General features: G+C 46.6%; 13 protein-coding genes. 9 read left to right on the top strand and 4 right to left on the bottom strand.

Features of this window, described 5'->3' with window-relative positions; all coding sequences use genetic code 11:
* Positions 1-39 precede the first annotated feature (39 nt).
* Complete coding sequence (locus tag BLR32_RS12280) at positions 40-3252, top strand: GH92 family glycosyl hydrolase (protein ID WP_089832012.1); 3213 nt, start codon at positions 40-42, stop codon at positions 3250-3252.
* Positions 3253-3344: 92 nt separating this feature from the next.
* Here BLR32_RS12280 and BLR32_RS12275 read toward each other — a convergent pair whose 3' ends face one another.
* Both BLR32_RS12275 and BLR32_RS12270 read right to left on the bottom strand, forming a co-directional pair.
* On the bottom strand, positions 3345-4028 hold the full coding sequence (locus tag BLR32_RS12275) for a response regulator transcription factor (RefSeq protein WP_089832011.1): 684 nt from the start codon (positions 4026-4028) through the stop codon (positions 3345-3347).
* Between the two features lies 1 nt (position 4029).
* On the bottom strand, positions 4030-5520 hold the full coding sequence (locus BLR32_RS12270; protein WP_089832009.1) for a sensor histidine kinase: 1491 nt from the start codon (positions 5518-5520) through the stop codon (positions 4030-4032).
* A gap of 167 nt (positions 5521-5687) precedes the next feature.
* Here BLR32_RS12270 and BLR32_RS12265 point away from each other — a divergent pair, with 167 nt between their 5' ends.
* Positions 5688-6485 (top strand): GLPGLI family protein, encoded by a 798-nt coding sequence (locus BLR32_RS12265; protein WP_089832007.1) that lies wholly within the window; start codon positions 5688-5690, stop codon positions 6483-6485.
* Between the two features lie 429 nt (positions 6486-6914).
* Positions 6915-7967 (top strand): alpha/beta fold hydrolase, encoded by a 1053-nt coding sequence (locus BLR32_RS12260; RefSeq protein WP_089832005.1) that lies wholly within the window; start codon positions 6915-6917, stop codon positions 7965-7967.
* A gap of 163 nt (positions 7968-8130) precedes the next feature.
* On the opposite strand, the gene BLR32_RS12255 is transcribed toward BLR32_RS12260, so the two are convergent.
* Together BLR32_RS12255 and BLR32_RS12250 are read right to left on the bottom strand one after the other, a co-directional pair.
* Complete coding sequence (locus tag BLR32_RS12255) at positions 8131-10950, bottom strand: outer membrane beta-barrel family protein (RefSeq protein WP_089832002.1); 2820 nt, start codon at positions 10948-10950, stop codon at positions 8131-8133.
* Between the two features lie 87 nt (positions 10951-11037).
* Positions 11038-11871, bottom strand: coding sequence for a DUF922 domain-containing protein (locus BLR32_RS12250; protein WP_143011451.1), 834 nt, complete (start codon positions 11869-11871; stop codon positions 11038-11040).
* A gap of 103 nt (positions 11872-11974) precedes the next feature.
* On the opposite strand from BLR32_RS12250, the gene BLR32_RS12245 reads away from it, so the two are divergent.
* The 6 genes from BLR32_RS12245 to BLR32_RS12220 all read left to right on the top strand — a co-directional run bounded on the left by BLR32_RS12245 (position 11975) and on the right by BLR32_RS12220 (position 16740).
* Entirely contained in the window at positions 11975-13018 is a 1044-nt protein-coding gene (locus BLR32_RS12245; RefSeq protein ID WP_245705409.1) for a sensor histidine kinase, read from the top strand.
* Positions 13015-13716 (top strand): LytR/AlgR family response regulator transcription factor, encoded by a 702-nt coding sequence (locus BLR32_RS12240; RefSeq protein ID WP_089831995.1) that lies wholly within the window; start codon positions 13015-13017, stop codon positions 13714-13716. The genes BLR32_RS12245 and BLR32_RS12240 overlap by 4 nt, the downstream gene beginning before the upstream one ends.
* Before the next feature lie 122 nt (positions 13717-13838).
* Positions 13839-14486, top strand: coding sequence for a hypothetical protein (locus tag BLR32_RS12235; protein WP_218124179.1), 648 nt, complete (start codon positions 13839-13841; stop codon positions 14484-14486).
* A gap of 12 nt (positions 14487-14498) precedes the next feature.
* The gene (locus tag BLR32_RS12230) at positions 14499-14747 is read left to right on the top strand and encodes a hypothetical protein (protein ID WP_089831991.1); all 249 of its coding nucleotides are present in this window, start codon (positions 14499-14501) and stop codon (positions 14745-14747) included.
* A 91-nt stretch (positions 14748-14838) separates the two neighbouring features.
* Complete coding sequence (locus tag BLR32_RS12225; RefSeq protein WP_143011450.1) at positions 14839-15192, top strand: Bor family protein; 354 nt, start codon at positions 14839-14841, stop codon at positions 15190-15192.
* 36 nt (positions 15193-15228) lie between these two features.
* Positions 15229-16740, top strand: coding sequence for an FAD-binding protein (locus BLR32_RS12220; protein WP_089831989.1), 1512 nt, complete (start codon positions 15229-15231; stop codon positions 16738-16740).
* The last annotated feature ends 83 nt before the right edge of the window (positions 16741-16823 follow it).

Below are 16823 nucleotides of genomic sequence, written 5' to 3'. Positions count from 1 at the left end.
AAAATATGTCTACTTTTAAGAGAAGTAAGTTATAGAACCGTGAATGTAATCTTCTCTGCCAAAGCCAGGCGTATCAATGTATTTACCGGGTGGACAATCATATCATGCTTTTTTGCAGGCAGTCAGCTGTCAGCGCAGAAAAAGGCTTCTGTTGATTATGTAGATCCTTTTATCGGCACAGCTAAAAGTAGTGTATTTACCAAATGGGGAAGCGAAGGTGGAACTTATCCCGGTGCAGTAGCGCCCTGGGGATATATTCAGCTCACGCCTGAAAATGGGGGAGGAAGTGGCAGAGGCTATGATTACAGTAAAAAGACGATTGGCTTTTTCACCTGCCTGGGGCACAACAGCGGTTTTCCCAGTGGTTCTACAGGAGCGCTACAGGTGATGCCGGTGGTCAGCGGTACTGCGTTTAGTCTGACGGACTATCAAAGGGCATTTTCACATGCAGATGAAAAGGCGGCTCCGGGATATTACAGTGTGCTGTTCAGGGATAACAATACCCTTGTGGAGGCTACGGCCAGTGAGCGCGTGGGTATGTTCCGTTTTACATTTCCCGCTCATGTCGTACCGCTGATATTTATTAACGATGGTGAAGAGTTCAATGCCGCTATCCGGTTTAGTGAATCCATTGTGGAGAAACAAGCTGTAAAAGGTGGATACCTGATGAAGTTTGCGGCAGGTGGACAAACTAAGCAGATCATCCTGCGTATAAGTGTTTCAGGTGTAAGTAAGGAAAGTGCTGAGAGGAACATTGCGGTAGAAGGCGCCGGCAGTTTCGACCAGGTAAGACAGGACACCCGGCAGAAATGGGCGAAGGTGCTGTCTGTAGTAGATATATCCGATAAGAATGAAGCCAATAAGACCATCTTTTATACGGCTTTGTACCATGCCAGTTTAATGCCATGGATCATCTCTGATGTAGATGGTAATTACCGCGGAAGGGATGGTAAGGTGCATCAGGTAAGCGGCCGTGCTGAATATGGTGGTTTCTCTCCCTGGGACACTTTCCGTTCCCTGCATCCTTTATTAAGCCTGTTGTTCCCGGAGAAGCAGCGGGATATGGTGTTGTCTATGCTGGACATTTATCATCAGACGGGCTATCTGCCTATTGAGAGTATGACGGGTAACCATTCCGTTCCTATCATCGTGGATTCTTACCTGAAAGGAGTACCGGGTATTGACAGTGCGGTGGCATATGCCGCTATGAAAAAGAGTATTGTGGATACGCCGTTTATACAGGCCGATCTCTCTGTATTTCAGCAGAAGGGATATATCCCTTTCTCTTATCCGGAATCTGTTACACGTACGGTGGAATATGCTTATGATGACTGGGCGCTTGCGGAGTTTGCCGGACAGATCATGCGTAATGACCATGATCAGCAGCTGCTGATGAACAGGAGTTACCAGTACCGGAATCTTTTTCATTCGCAGGACATGTTCCTGTTACCACGACAGGAGCATGAGTTTAAAATAGAACCGGGTAATACCGGTTATAAGGAAGGCGACAAATGGGTTTATTCCTATTTCGTACCGCAGCATACAAGAGACCTGGTGAACCTGATGGGGGGCGATCAACTGTTCACAGAACGCCTGGATACAGCCCTGAGCCGGGGACATATTACATTTGATAATGAGACCGTATTCCATGTGCCTTATCTTTTTAATGCTGCCAATGCACCACACAAAACGCAGCAATGGGTGAGGAATATCATGCAGACAAGGTTTAAAGCCACACCGGGCGGATTACCGGGGAATGATGATCTGGGATCTACATCCAGCTGGTATGTATTGAGCGCTATGGGAATCTATCCTATATGCCCGGGATTGCCGGAATATACGGTTGGCGTTCCTGCTTTCGATACCCTGCGTATTCACCTGCAGAATGGCAGGGACTTCGTGATAAAACGTACACATGCCCGGTATCCATATATAAAATCGCTGACTGTCAATCACCGCCCTTACAGTAACAATAGCATACTGCATGCACTGATAGCGCAAGGAGGGGAGATGGTATTTGACATGGATGCATCTCCTGCCAACAAGTGGCTGGTAAGGGATACCGCCGGACAGGCATATTTCAGCATATTTAATCAGTCAGTATCCCGGAATACAGTGAAGCCTGATGAGCCTTTCTATGTGCGATTTTCTATACAGAATAAAGGGCGTTTGGGTACTAAACGTGTCGAGCTGCTGGTGGATGGAAAAGTATATGGGTATAAGAACTGTATGGTGGAACAGGGTGTAACAATGACTGATTCAATACCCTGCCGTCTGTATCGTCCAGGCAACGTACATATCACATTGAATGGAGAACATGCAATGACTGTGCAGGTGAATAAACCTGATCATCCTTTGCCTGATCATCCGGAGATTAAAGGCCTGATGCTGCAGGCGCTTGTCAGAAAAGGAGACAAACAGCAGGTGGTGTTTACTGTAAAGAATACCGGCTGGATTACCCGTAGCTTCCTGGTTCCACTAAAGCTTGACATGCAGGTGCTGGCGACAGAAAAGATCACCCTGGAACCGGGACAGGAGAAAACGCTGTCAAGGCAGTTCCCGATGGCGAAAGAGGGGTGGCATACCTTAACAATCGGGGATGCGACACAAAGATGTAAAGTTTATACAGCCAATAAAGACGCGATACTACTGGACCTGTCGGCAGCCGCTCAGCTGTCTGACAGTCTTATATCAGACAGTTCTGGTTTGGGAAATCATGGGCATATTTTCGGGGAAGGCGGTCATAAAGAGCCCGGTAAATTATTGCTGGGAAAAGACTGTTATGTGGAGGTGTCCAATGCGCGCAGCCTGGATGTGATGGGAACGACTATTACGATGATGGCATGGGTATATCCTCAGCGCACAGACAATGGTCTGGTAGATATCTTTACCAAGGGAGATACACATGTGCTGCAGGTAGCTGATGGCAGAACACTAACCTTCTTTGCCGGTGGGTGGGGCAGAGGTGATTGTACCGTGCCATTGCCAGATAACTGGAAAGACCATTGGCATCATATTGCGGGTGTTTGTGATGGGGATAGTCTGAAGGTATATATTGACGGGGAGCTGAAAGGGTATGCAATACCGGAGGGACATGAGAACTTATCTGTGTTGAACAGGTGGACCCTGGGCAGGAATGAGGAGTTTCCTTTTCAAAGGATATTTAACGGGTATATGGATAAGGTGAAGGTGTTTTACACTGCATTATCAGGAGAAGAGGTAAAAGAGATCTACCAGCTTTCTCAGAAGTGATTCAGCAAAACGTAACAGGCTCCGTGAGGAGCCTTTTTTTTTGGCCGGGTGGTAACCCTGATTTGTTTCCCGCATGCCAGGGTACCTCTTCTTCATGCAAGTACAAACCTGTATCCGACACCTTTTATTGTCAGGATCTGCAGATTTTCATCCTCTTTCAGATGCACGCGCAGCCGTGTGATATATACATCCAGGTTTCTGCTATTAAAGAAAGAATCATGCCCCCAGAGGAGATCCAGTATATCTTTCCTGTCAATGATGCCATTACGCTTTTCATACAACAATTTCAGCAGCTCGCTTTCCTTATACGACAGTTTTTTTTCTTCGCTGCCATTAGCCAGTATCTGCCGGTGTGCATAGAAGCGAAACTTTCCTATAGTAATATGGTCAGTGGAAGAAGAAGATATATTCGCGGGTTTCCGCAATACATTGTCAATACGAACGATCAGTTCTTCCATACTGAAAGGCTTACGGATATAATCATTACCGCCCAGTGTAAAGCCTTTTACCAGATCTTCTGTCTGTGTTTTCGCTGTCAGGAACAGGATAGGAACGCCCGGGTCAATAGCCCTGATCTCTTCTGCTACTTCAAAGCCGTCTTTATTGGGCAGCATGATATCGAGCACACATACGGTGGGATTGCTCTGTTTGAATACAGACAATACATTTGCCCCATCAGTTTCCATGACTACTTCAAATCCTCTCCGCTGCAGGCTTTCTTTTACAATCTTGCCCAGGGATGGTTCATCTTCAACATATAGAATCCTGGTTTTCATTTCAAAATATTTTAGACCTGATCTGGCGGTTTTTATCGTAATAAATAACGGGGGCTTCAATAAAGGGTAGTTTTACTGAGAAGGTACTGCCTTTGTCCAGTTCACTCTCTACTTCTATAAAGCCCATATGTCTTTGCACAATATGTGAAACATAACTTAAGCCAAGGCCATAGCCTTTTATGTTGTGGCGGTTGCCATTGGGAATGCGAAAGAACTTCTCAAAAATTTTTCCTTTATACTCCTTTGCAATACCCATCCCGTTGTCTGTTACGCGTATTTCCAGGTATTGGCCATGGTCAAGGATATGAACAAGTATCTCCGGATCCTTGACACTGTATTTGAGTGCATTGTCGAGCAAGTTGTATAATACACTTGTGATATGCAGTTTATCTGCCGTAATAATGAAATTATGTCCGCTTGTTTTGATGCTGGTATGCGCACGGTGTTTCTCAAACTGCAGTCGCATGGATTCCATGACGCTTTTAGCCAGGGTTCTGAGATCAAATTGTTCTTTGCTTAAAGTGATCTCCTGGTTTTCGAACATGGATAATTTCAGTACTTTATCTACCAGTAATCCCAGGCGCTGCATTTCATTAGCGGATATCTCAAGATATTCATGGGTGGTCACCTTGTCATCCAGTACATCAAAACTCCTCAACGCTTCTATCGCTACGCTCACAGTGGCAATAGGCGTTTTCAATTCATGTGTGATATTGCTGATGAAATCGTTCTTTAATTGTGCCAGCTTCCGTTGTTGCTTCAGGTTCCTGTAGAGCAGAAGGAAGGAGAATATTGTTATGCCCAGTAAGACGATGGATATGAGGATAGGCTGGCTGATACGCTGCAGCAGATACCAGGTGTTGTTGTCGAAAGACACCTGATAACTGACTGGTTTCGTAAAACCAATGGTCACTACATTACCGTCAAAATCTTCCGGTACAGGAGGCAGCAGCTCTGCACGGGTAGTATCTACAGGAACGTTATGAATGGTAAACGGCGTATTTATTTTTTCCCTGCTGAGCACCTTACTGTAGGCTTTGGTGAGCTCTTTTATGCTAATGGAATCACGGAGGGAATCCACACCGGCCAGGAAATTAATGACCCTTATGCGGTTACCTTCTTCGGTCTTCCCATAACGAATATTAACTGTATCATGACCTTCAGAGGGAGCTCTATCATTTACGGTCATGAATACGGCCTCTTTTGTTCTATGCATAGGGACGGAGTCTTTCAACCGGTCTCTCAGTACATTGGATATATAAGTTGCACCCTGCCGTTTTTGCAGTTTGATACCGAGGCCCGTATCAATTTTTAGCTTGACGGCCTGCAGGTGGAAGATCGTTTCCCGGAAAAGTATATTGGTGCGGGTGGTAAATAGTTTTTCTTCTTCCCGGTAGTTCTTGTTCAGCCAGTACACCTGGAAGGCCGTGATCAGCAGTATCGTCAGAACGATCAGGAAGATAGTGACTGGTATGGAAAGTTTATATCGCATGAATATGGCTGTTGTACGGGATGGCAGATTACTAATCTATGTTGCAAATGTATCATTTCCTTTGCCGTCGCATCATAAACATTAACCTAAATTAACATTAAATCAAGTCATGTTAACCTCTGTTGCGGGTAGATCTGGATAGCTTTATTTCCTTAAAAGTACACCCGATGAAAAAGATAATTTTTACGATTTCCCTGGGGCTGGCGATCATTACAGTCAATGGTCAGCAAAAGCAGGGTAAGGTATTGTACACACGTACGGTACAGATGATGCTGGACGTTGTTGTGGAGGATGGCCAATCATTGCCGCTTCCACCTACGAATGCCAGCAAACTGGAAGTATTATTTGGCAATGATCAGAGCCTGCGCCGCACTGTGGAGGAGGACAGGCCTGAGGGATTTGAGGGGGGGGAAGGCGGAATGCGGATGATTACAGTTGTCGGGGGAGCTGATGACCTGAGCTATGTACATCTCACTACTGGTCAGGTAGTAGAACAGCGCGAGTTTGGGGCAAAGAATTACATTGTGGCAGACAGTATCCGCAAGCTGGACTGGAAGCTGACAGGACAAACAAGTACCATCCTCAATTATCCCTGTCAGCAGGCGGTGGCCCGGCTTATCGGAAAACGTACCATGATGAGCATGGAAAACGGGGAGATGAAAACAAAAGAAGTGGCAGATACGTCGGAGATTGTTGCCTGGTTTACGCTGTCTATTCCGGTATCAGCTGGTCCTGAATACCCCGGACAGTTGCCGGGCCTTATACTGGGCCTGGACATCAATAATGGCCGCATCGTCTATAAAGCCGTGGAAATATCCGGAGATGTTGATCTGGCGGCCATCAAAGCACCATCTAAAGGGAAAAAGGTAACTGCAGCCGAATTTGACAGGGAACGGGAGAAGATATTCGCAGAGATGCAGCGTAATAATAGTGGCAGGATGAGAATGATACGCGAGGACCATTAAATATTTTACGCTAAGTAGCTTCGGTTTCAGTATGGGATGTCGGTCGGCGCCTCTCCTGTCTGGAATGCTATCGGGCGTTGTCAAGCGAATAGAGATTTGAATATGGATTGGACGGCATCGGTCGTATTGCCGGAGAGCCGAAGGCCCGACATTCCCATCTGAAACCGCCTGCTACTTCCGCTGTCGCTCTTAATGGTTAGGAGGTAGTTTATCAGAGATAAGGAGGTTGTATCAAATTACTCTTGATGCAACCTCCCTTTTTTGTGCTCTCCGCCAATTTTGGGTCCCGGCATTGTCTAATTCACGGATGATTATGTCCGGTTTACGGTATCTGTGATTTGCGTTGAACAGTCGCCAATCTACTTTTGTTATGCAGGGCAAGCAAATGAGTGGAATGGTAAATACTTGACAACGTTAATTGAAAATACTATGAACAACAGAACAAACTTTGGCCGTCGTTTTTTAGGAGCGACTTTGATCTTCGCAGCATTAGGACTGGGCAATTTAAACACAGCAACAGCGCAGCACCGACAGGGGCCTGCCGCTGAGAGTAACACTGCTGCTACAACTGTCGATGCGGCATTCGATCATATCAAGCAAATTAAGGCTGGTGTACTCGATGTAGGTTATGTAGAAGTTGGTCCTGCTGATGGTGAGCCTGTTATTCTCCTTCATGGCTGGCCATATGACATTTACAGTTATAAAGAAGTTTCCGGCATACTGGCAGACAAAGGCTTCAGGGTATTGATACCTTATCTGCGTGGTCATGGTACTACACGTTTCCTTTCTGCGGCAACACCCCGTAACGGAGAACAGGCGGCCCTTGCGGTAGATATCATCGCCTTTATGGATGCATTGAAAATTAAGCAGGCAGTAGTAGGTGGATTCGACTGGGGTGCACGCACTGCAGATATTGTGGCGGCTGAATGGCCTGAACGCGTAAAAGGCCTGGTATCAGTAAGTGGTTACCTGATCGGCAGTCAGCAGGCTAACAAGGCTCCGCTGCCGCCAAAAGCTGAACTGTTGTGGTGGTACCAGTACTACTTTGCAACAGAACGTGGTCGTGCAGGATACGCAGCAAATACCCGCGACTTTAATAAGCTGATCTGGCAGCTGGCATCTCCACAGTGGCACTTCAGTGATGCTACTTACAATCAGTCAGCCACCGCATTCGATAATCCTGACCACGTACAGATCGTCATTGACAATTACCGCTGGAGACTGGGGCTAACCAAAGGTGAATCCAAATATGATGAACTGGAAAAGAAACTGGCAGCCGGTCCTGCTATTACAGTGCCAACTGTGACCCTGGAAGGGGACGCCAATGGCGCTCCTCACCCTGACCCTGCTGCATATGCGGCTAAATTTAAAGGCAAATATGCACATCATACCATTACTGGTGGTGTAGGTCATAATCTTCCCCAGGAAGCGCCCCAGGCATTCGCTGATGCTATTATTGAAGTGAACAACTTCACCAGATAGGAAGACACATATAGACATACAGATAGACATACAGACATACATACAGATAGATAGATAGATAGATAGATAGATAGGAGCAATGAATTGGCCTGAAAGTTGGCGGACTTTCAACAGGCTGGGCTGACCTTCGGGTCAGCCCTTTTTGGTATATATGAAGCGTTCTCTAGCGTCGTATCATGCGGGGACCACCGCGTTCTCCCCTGGAGGCAGGGGCCTTGTTAAGGCTATAAGTAAAGCTCAGCAGGAAGAACCGCTGCAGGGTTTTTGTCCGGCTGTCTTCAATATAGTTCTGGTTGCTGCTGCGGTTGATGCCGATGTTCCTGTTCAGGAGGTCATTGACACTCAGTTTTAGTTCTCCCCGGTTAAAACGCAGGAACTGGCGACTAAAGGAAGCGTTCCATAATGGGATACTGGTGTTAAAGCCATCTGCACGGCGACTGTTGACGGTGTATGAAAAATTGGTATTCAGCTGAAAATGGGCTGGTAACTGCCAGTTCACTTCTCCTTCATACTGCTGTGAAAAATAGTTGGTATTGAGAGCAGATTGCAGGGAATAGCCGGTAGTGTAGTAATTGAATCCTGCATTGAATGAGAGATCTAGTTGCTCTGTCGGCGACAGGTCCATACGCATGGATGGTCCCAGGGTAAAGGTACGGATGGTGTTGGACACAGTATTAATGAACTGTTCTGTCTTGCTGTATCCCATATTGCTGTTGAAATTGATGCTTCCTTTTAATGCCCGCAGGGGGAATCCCCAGTTAATGGAGCCTGTCATGTTGTATACACCGTTTACGTTCACCGGCATGGTATGTTTAACACCCAGTGAATCCACCGTGTGTGCATCCACGATCTTGTTCTGTGTTTCCTGCAGGTTAAAAAAGGCAAAGAGGTTTTTGTTCCTGAAGGGATCGACGGATACATAGTCCAGTTGTACTGCATGCGTGTATTCCTGCTTGAGGTAAGGATTACCGTCGCGGATATTCAAAGGATCCGAAATGTCAGGAACGGGCTGTAACTGTGATATACCTGGCTGGTTGGTAACGGCGGCATAGTTGATGCTGAGGTGCCGGTAACGGGAGAAATCGTATTTAAACCGGAGTGCTGGCAGCAGGTTGGTGAAGGTCTTACGAATGACGGAGTCTTTTGTACCCGCAATGATGTTTCCTTCCAGTGCGGCATACTGCCAGTTAAGTCCTGCGGCCAGGCTGAATTTATTCTGTTTCGTGCGTAAACGGATGCCAGCGTTGGTATAACCGTAGGTGTTTTCGAAATTATTGGTGAGGTCTTCATTCAGCTGGTCAAACTTACCCGTCTGACTGTTATAATCGTAGGTTGTTTTGTCGGAGTTGCTGCTGGTATTACTGCGGCCGAGGCTTAATTCCAGCAGGGAGCGTTTGAACAGTGGTTCTGTGTATACCGCACGAAGCGTATAGCTTTTAAGGTCGCTCTGTGTATTGTTGCTCTGGTTGATAGAGTCGTAGTCAGGTTGTGAGGCGTCATGATGATAGAATTGATTGACAGAAAGCAGCCTGCCTTTGTTCTCGCTGTTGTTCAGGCTTGTTTGCAGACCCAGTGAGAAGGTCCGACCCTGAAGCGGAAACCTTTTCCGGAATAATAGGTCATTACGGAAATTGGTGCCATGTCCTGTGGACGAGTTATCACTGAATCCCTGGTTGGCTGGCTGTTTATCTTCCCACAGCGTTTCATAGGTGCTATGGTTTTTATTCCGGGTTTCCTGGTAGCCGGCGGAAGATGATATTTTGAGAGAGTGAAAGGAGTCTATGGCAATGTCGGCCGCAAGGTTCACACGGTGACTGTTGTTCAGGTTATCACTGGTGGAATACTGGTTATAGAAATAGGATGAATCGGGCAGGAAATACTGGCGTTGTACACTGCTTTCCTTGTAGGGATTATAACGGTTGTAAAAGTAACTGCCGTTAAGGCTGGTTTTGTCGCCAACGATGTTATTGTAATTGATCCCGCCACCCCAGATGGTTTTAATGCCGTTGTTGCTGCCTGCCCCACCTAAGGCGCTGGCAGGATCATCTGCACTGATGGCGAAGCTGGCATTCCCATTACCACTTTGCCGCATACGGTTCAGTTCCCCGCTGAAGTTCATGAGGTCCATGAAGGAAAAACCTTCCGCATTTGTGTTATTGCCAAGGCCAATAGCTGACAATTGCCTGGCGCCTTTGAAGGAGTTGACATTAAACCGTCCTTCGTATCTATCGTCGGTACCACCGCCAGCAGTCACTTTACCAAACAGGCCTTTCTTTTTATCCTGTTTGAGTTTAAGGTTGATGGTCTTTTCGCTGTTGCCATCGTCAAAGCCTGTTAGCTGGGCGGCATCACTCAGGCGGTCATATACCTGCACTTTATCGATCGCATCTGCAGGCAGGTTTTTGGTAGCAAGTTTTGGATCGGTACCGAAAAACTCTTTTCCATCTACCAGTACACGATTCACTTTCTGTCCCTGGGCTTTAACAGTGCCGTCTTTATCTACCTGTATACCGGGCATTTTCTTCAGCAGTTGTTCCACACTCGCATTGGGCGGTGTTTTAAACGATCCTGCATTATACTGGACGGTATCGCCGAGCAGTGTAATGGGGGGCGCTTCGGCACTGACCTCGACTTCACTGAGTGTTCTGCTGAGGTCATGCAATAGAATAGCAGATAGATCAATGTTGGAGCTATTGGCAGTAAGGTTAACAGGCCTGATAGCGTTATGGTATTTTACATGCGTGATCAGCAGGCGGTAATTGCCGTTGGCAATGCCCGTTAGCTGAAAGGCCCCTTTATTGTCAGTCATGGTAAAGCTGACCAGGGAGGAGTCTGCTTTTCTGAACAGGGTAACGGTAGCTGATGCCACGGGCTGCCCGGAAATAGTGTCAGATACAGTGCCTTTAATACTACCATTTCGCTGGGCATAAACGGTGAGTGTAAAACAGCAGGCAATCAATAATAGTAAGTAGTGTTTTCGCATGATGGTAGGTACTTCGTGAATAACATGAAGGTAGATCCACCACCTGCAAAAGCAGGTTAATATGCCTTGCTTTAATGTTAAACAAGGTTAATATTTATATCCGTCCAGTGCTGCCAGCTCTTTCTCTATACTTTCTTTCCAGTGTGCCTGGGCTTCGGGTTTCAGCCCATGCAGGGTTTCTTCATCATAGGCCCACTGTCTTTCCTTGTATACTTTATAGGTTTCGAGAAAGGCATCTGTTGATACCCTGTTGACATTAGCTGGCGTCAATGCGGTATTGGCCAGTTGTTTCCGCAGTATCCTTGCATATACTTCGCAGAGGTCAAAGTGCAACTGTTCGTGTGCCAGTAATGCCGGTGTTTTTCGTCCGGGCCTCACACTGCTCTGCTGGCAGATGAATTCATTGGTCACCACTACGTGAATGCCCGACGCATACATTGTATCGACCCGTATACCGAAGCGGCAGGATGTTCTGGCAGCGACATTGGTATCACGGTTGGGTGCCGGAGTTCCTTTAAAATCATCCCAGCTCAGTTTACGATCGGGGCTCCAGTCAAATTTCTGCTCATAGGCTTTTACATTATCGACCCTGTAAAGCCTGGCAGTCATCTTATCACAATCCCCTTTATATGCCGGTTTTTTATAGCTGGTTATTTTTACAAGATTGGCGCCCTGTGCCCTGGCTACCTGTTTAAACCTGGCAATGATCTCATCGTAGGTACAGGCAGGGGAAATGCTACTGTCTGAAGAGCTGATAACAGCTATTTTACCATTACCGTTGTAGCGGTCGCCCGGACTAAGGACCAATACAAAGGTCGTGTCCGTAAGTGGAGGAATATGGTTATTCCCGGTGCCGGGGGATAGTTTGGGAGAGCAGGAGTAAAGACAAACGGCGATGAATATATAAAGCAGGTGCTTCATTGCTAATGGATGATTTGACACGAAGATACGGGATAGCAGGTAATCTACACATATTCCCGTTTTGTCTATGCCTCCCGCCAAAACGGGCTTAAAATGGCTATTTTTGTTACTATTAGCAATGAAGGTACTACGTAATAAATATGCACTTACAGAAGGAGGAATTCATGCCCTTATCTGGGCTATGTTGCTGTTTTTGCCCTATATGGTTTCCACTGCTGCCAACGAGTATAAGGTAGGGCCTATTCCCGGTTTATTCTTCACGATATCGGGGTTCATACATATGGCTATTTTTTACAGCAATGCTTTCTTTTTCTATCCCAGGCTGATGAACCGGAAATACTGGTGGCTGTATCTCCCGGTGGCCATGTTACTCCTGTTCATATCATTCCAGCTGAAGTATCATATACTGGCTTTCTGGTTTCCAGATGTATTGAAAGACATGACGGCGTATAAATTTATTTTCGGTCCGTCTGTTGGTATCTTCTTTATCAGCGTCATTTATCGCAGGAGAGTGAACAAGATCCGGTTTGAGAAAGAACAGGAGAAGAAACGGACCGAACAGCTCTCTACAGAGCTGAAGTTCCTCCGTTCACAGATAAGTCCACATTTCCTGTTCAACGTCCTGACCAACCTGGTTTCACTGGCCAGGAAGAAATCGGAGAGGCTGGAGTCTTCTCTTATCATGCTGTCAGATCTGATGCGTTATATGCTGTACGATACACAGGGAAAAAAGGTGGCTGTTATCAAAGAGATTGAATACCTGAAGAGTTTTATAGCACTGCAGCAACTACGTTTTGGCAGTGAGGTGGCGGTGAATGCCGTGATGAATACAGAAGAAGAAACGGAATGCTATACAATAGAACCCATGTTGCTGATACCCTTCGTAGAAAATGCATTTAAACATGGGGTAAATTACCTGTCGCATCCGCAGATAGATATTGAGCTGTCGGTAAAGGATGGTCAGCTTATTTTTGATGTAAAGAACCGGTTTGATGAGGAGAATGTTACAGAAAAAGATGAAAATTCAGGTATTGGGTTATCTAATGTAAGAACGCGGCTGGACATGTTGTACAGGGATAAATATACCTTACTGATCAGGAATGAAAACGGGGTATTTCATATTACTTTAACTTTGGTACTTACATGATGCGTTGTATTGCTATAGATGATGAACTGCTGGTGCGGGAGTTGCTGGAAGACAGCATCCGGCAGGTACCTTTTTTGCAGTTGGTGAAGACATGTAAGAATGCCATGGAAGCAATGGAGGTAATGCAACAGGAACAGGTAGATCTCATCTTCCTGGATATACAGATGCCCAAACTAACCGGGCTACAGTTTTTAAGATCATTGCCACAACCGCCGATGGTCATCCTGGTGACAGCTTATGAGCAATACGCTTTGGAGGGGTTTGAACTGCGTGTGGTAGATTACTTGCTGAAACCCTTTAGTTTTGAGCGTTTCCTGAAGGCCTGTAATCATGCATATGAGTTGTTTCGTTTGCAACATAAAGCATCTGAAGCGCCCAGAGACTTCTTTGTATATGTGGAGTATGTACAGGTGAAAATTGTTGTAGCAGATATCGAGTATATAGAAGGACTGAAAGACTATATTAAGATCTATCTGTCATCTTCCACGAAGCCTGTGCTCACGCGCATGACCATGAAAGCCATGGAAGAGAAACTACCACCTCCCGCGTTTATACGTACGCATAAATCTTTCCTTGTAGCCGCGAAGAAGATATCAGCAGTTAAAAGAGATCTTGTTGTAATTGGCAACAAGGAAGTTCCTGTCAGTGAGTTCTATAAGGAGAATGTAACCCGCATGCTTAATTTATCCAAAGACTGACTATACTTATTTCCCCGTCTTGTCGTAACACTTTCCCGTGTTATCTACGCTGTAAAACGCTGCGCCGTATCAGTTCCTAGCTTTGCCTGTAAATACTATAGCTAATGAAAAAGGCAAAGAATATGAAGAAAATAATGTTATCCATGCTGGTGCTGCTATCATGCTATTGCATCAGCTTCGCACAGTCTGCCAGCAACGAACTGCAAAACGCAATCGCCAGACTGGATAAGGCCTCCAGCGTGGCAGATTATGAAAAGCTGGAAAAGGAATTCTCCGGGATTGCTGCACGAAAGGCAGACTGGCTGCCTTACTATTATGCCGCCTACTGTAACGCAAAGATTGGGTTCCTTTACCGGGATAGTGGAGAGAGAATTGAGCCGTACAGTAAGCGGGGAGAGGAACAAGCCTTAAAAGCCGGATCGCTGCTGGATTCCACAACTCAGCAAAAGGAGCTTTCGGAGTTGTATACAGTGATGAGCATGGTGTACCGCACCCGTATATTCATCAGTCCCATGAGATATGGGAGGAAGTTTGGAATGTTATCAGGACAGTATCTGCAGAAAGCAAAGGCACTGAATCCACAGAATCCAAGAGCAATGTATGTAGAAGCATTGATAAAGTATTACACGCCGGGGATGTGGGGCGGTGATAAGAACCTGGCTAAACAGCTGGCCAACGAGAGCCTTACGAACCTACAGCACGTCACTGCAGGTACTGCACCTCACTGGGGAAAGGCGGAAAATCTGGAACTATTAAGTCATTACAGATAAAACTGTAGACATATGGGAGTCGCATTTTTTATCATCATACGGATACTGTTTATAGCCTGTATGGTGTTCATCATCGGGTATATTTTCGGAGGTTTTTCGAAGAAACCGTTACTGACAAGTTGGAGTAAGGTTGCTGCAATACTGGTGATTGTATTGTTCATAGCAGCGAATATAATGGCCATGCGTTTTGCATTCAGAGATGGGCGGGGATGTTTCAGGGATCGTGAGCATCAGGAACAGATAGAAAGATATGGAAGGTAAGGCCGGAAAATAGGAGGTTTTTAGGCGGGTGAAAGGCAGGTGATAGTGCTTTTCACCCTTTTTATTTCTTATTTTAGTAGAAAATATTGCTATGCGTTGCCCCAAATTCCACAATGTTGCCATGACTGGTATACTGACCGTCATGATATTATGCGCAAGTAGCTGTTATTCCTATCGCGTTGCTACTCATGCGCTTCCTTCCACCGGTGTTACTCCCATGAATAAGATCAGGACTTACAGCCTTTTCTGGGGATTACTCAACAAACCGCAGATCATCCATACACCCATATGCGATTCACTGGGCGTAAATGGCATGGCTGAGGTGCGCGTGAAGAACAACTTCGGAAATGCCCTCTTAACGGTCTGCACACTGGGAATCTACTGTCCCCTGTCGCTGGAATGGAAGTGTGCCACTCCCTGTCAGCCTCAGACAGACCCGCTGTGATTTGTAAGATTTCTTTTACCCCAACACTCATCCACTATGAAAATTATTAAAAACGGCGCCTTCAACTGGCAAAACGAGCATAGTACGTTTTCCCAGCCCATAAAAGACCTCTATGATCTTGCCAATGAGACAACTGGTAAGGGACTTGATATCTATAACGATACCACCAAAGGGATACAGCAGATCATCAGGGATGCGATACAGACCAATACTCCACTGAGAGCATTGGGCGGCAGCTGGTCATTCTCTCCGATAGCAGCCACTAATGGTATCATTCTTAATACCAAGCCACTGAACATCCGTTTTACGGTATCAAAGGAGAGTGTGTCTCCGAAGTATATTCGTGATCCGAAATACCTGTGTATGGCACAGTGTGGCAACCGGGTATGGGAGTTGAGCAAGCACCTGCATGACCGTGGGCAGTCCCTTTCTGCCAGTGGGGCCAGTAACGGACAAACCATTGCGGGCGCCATTGCCACAGGCACCCATGGTGCAGCGCTGGACTTCGGCGCGATACAGGAAAGCGTGGTAGCGCTGCATATTATTACCGGCCCGGATACACATATCTGGCTGGAACGTTCGTCTTATCCTGTGATGGCGGATACCTTTCCGGATAAGCTGGGCGCCACATTGTTGCGCGATGATGAGGTATTCAACGCGGCGCTGGTAGGCATCGGCGCGATGGGCTTTATACATGGGGCGCTGATAGAGGCGGAAGACGATTTCCTGCTGGAATCTTATCAACGCCGTACGCCCTATGATGATGCGCTGATCAGGCAGATGAAGACACTGGATTTCAGCAATCCCAGGTTGCCCTACCCGGGAGTGAGGCCTTTTCATATGCAGGTCCTGATCAATCCTTACGACATGAAAAACGGGGTCTATATGACAGCCATGTATAAACGCCCGTACCGCAATGATTATGAGCCGCCAAAAGCGAATGCGGCCGGGATAGGGCCGGGAGATGATGCGCCCTGTTTCATAGGAAAGCTGGCAGGGGTAGTGCCCGGAGTGGTGCCATTGATGGTGAATAAGGTGCTGGCAGGAAGCCTCAACATCCACGAAAAACAGTTCGGCCGGTTGAGTGAGATCTTTAACAACACCACTTTGCACGGAAAACTGGCCAGTGCTGCTATCGGATTGCCGCTGTCTGCCGTAGAGCAGGTAGTGAATGTACTGATGGAGATGAATGAATCGGCAGGCCCGTTTGTAGGACTATTCGCTTTCCGTTTTGTTAAATCGTCTCCGGCCACAATGGCTTTCACCCGTTTTGCACCGGTTACCTGTGTGCTGGAGCTGGATGCGGTACTCTCTCCCCAGACCCTGAGTTTCTATGATGCAGTATGGAATAAACTGGAGCAGCTGAACATCCCTTATACGTTCCATTGGGGTAAAATGAGCACCATAGCGCCTGACCGGCTGCGCCGGATGTACGGTAACAGTCTTGATAAGTTCCTGTTAGCCAGGTCCAGGATCATTGAACCCGCTGTAGCAAAGATTTTCAGTAATGATGTCCTGAGGCAATGGGGGATCGACCAGCTGGCCTGATCTGTAACATTGTCCCTGATTGTCAATACGATAAAGCAATATTCCTGCCGTAGTCAAAGTTGCCCAAAACGACTTTCATTGTG

Source organism: Chitinophaga filiformis (assembly GCF_900102545.1).
GTDB classification, from domain to species: domain Bacteria; phylum Bacteroidota; class Bacteroidia; order Chitinophagales; family Chitinophagaceae; genus Chitinophaga; species Chitinophaga filiformis.
The sequence above is the reverse complement of the archived record's forward strand: the minus strand, read 5'-3'. Positions and strand labels throughout refer to the sequence as shown.

What these genes read in the sequence shown, in the direction of transcription:
- BLR32_RS12275 (WP_089832011.1), bottom strand. Translation starts at nt 4,028, where the DNA reads ATGAAAACCAGGATTCTATATGTTGAAGATGAACCATCCCTGGGCAAG.
- BLR32_RS12270 (WP_089832009.1), bottom strand. Translation starts at nt 5,520, where the DNA reads ATGCGATATAAACTTTCCATACCAGTCACTATCTTCCTGATCGTTCTG.
- BLR32_RS12265 (WP_089832007.1), top strand. Translation starts at nt 5,688, where the DNA reads ATGAAAAAGATAATTTTTACGATTTCCCTGGGGCTGGCGATCATTACA.
- BLR32_RS12260 (WP_089832005.1), top strand. Translation starts at nt 6,915, where the DNA reads ATGAACAACAGAACAAACTTTGGCCGTCGTTTTTTAGGAGCGACTTTG.
- BLR32_RS12255 (WP_089832002.1), bottom strand. Translation starts at nt 10,950, where the DNA reads ATGCGAAAACACTACTTACTATTATTGATTGCCTGCTGTTTTACACTC.
- BLR32_RS12250 (WP_143011451.1), bottom strand. Translation starts at nt 11,871, where the DNA reads ATGAAGCACCTGCTTTATATATTCATCGCCGTTTGTCTTTACTCCTGC.
- BLR32_RS12240 (WP_089831995.1), top strand. Translation starts at nt 13,015, where the DNA reads ATGATGCGTTGTATTGCTATAGATGATGAACTGCTGGTGCGGGAGTTG.
- BLR32_RS12235 (WP_218124179.1), top strand. Translation starts at nt 13,839, where the DNA reads ATGAAGAAAATAATGTTATCCATGCTGGTGCTGCTATCATGCTATTGC.
- BLR32_RS12230 (WP_089831991.1), top strand. Translation starts at nt 14,499, where the DNA reads ATGGGAGTCGCATTTTTTATCATCATACGGATACTGTTTATAGCCTGT.
- BLR32_RS12225 (WP_143011450.1), top strand. Translation starts at nt 14,839, where the DNA reads ATGCGTTGCCCCAAATTCCACAATGTTGCCATGACTGGTATACTGACC.
- BLR32_RS12220 (WP_089831989.1), top strand. Translation starts at nt 15,229, where the DNA reads ATGAAAATTATTAAAAACGGCGCCTTCAACTGGCAAAACGAGCATAGT.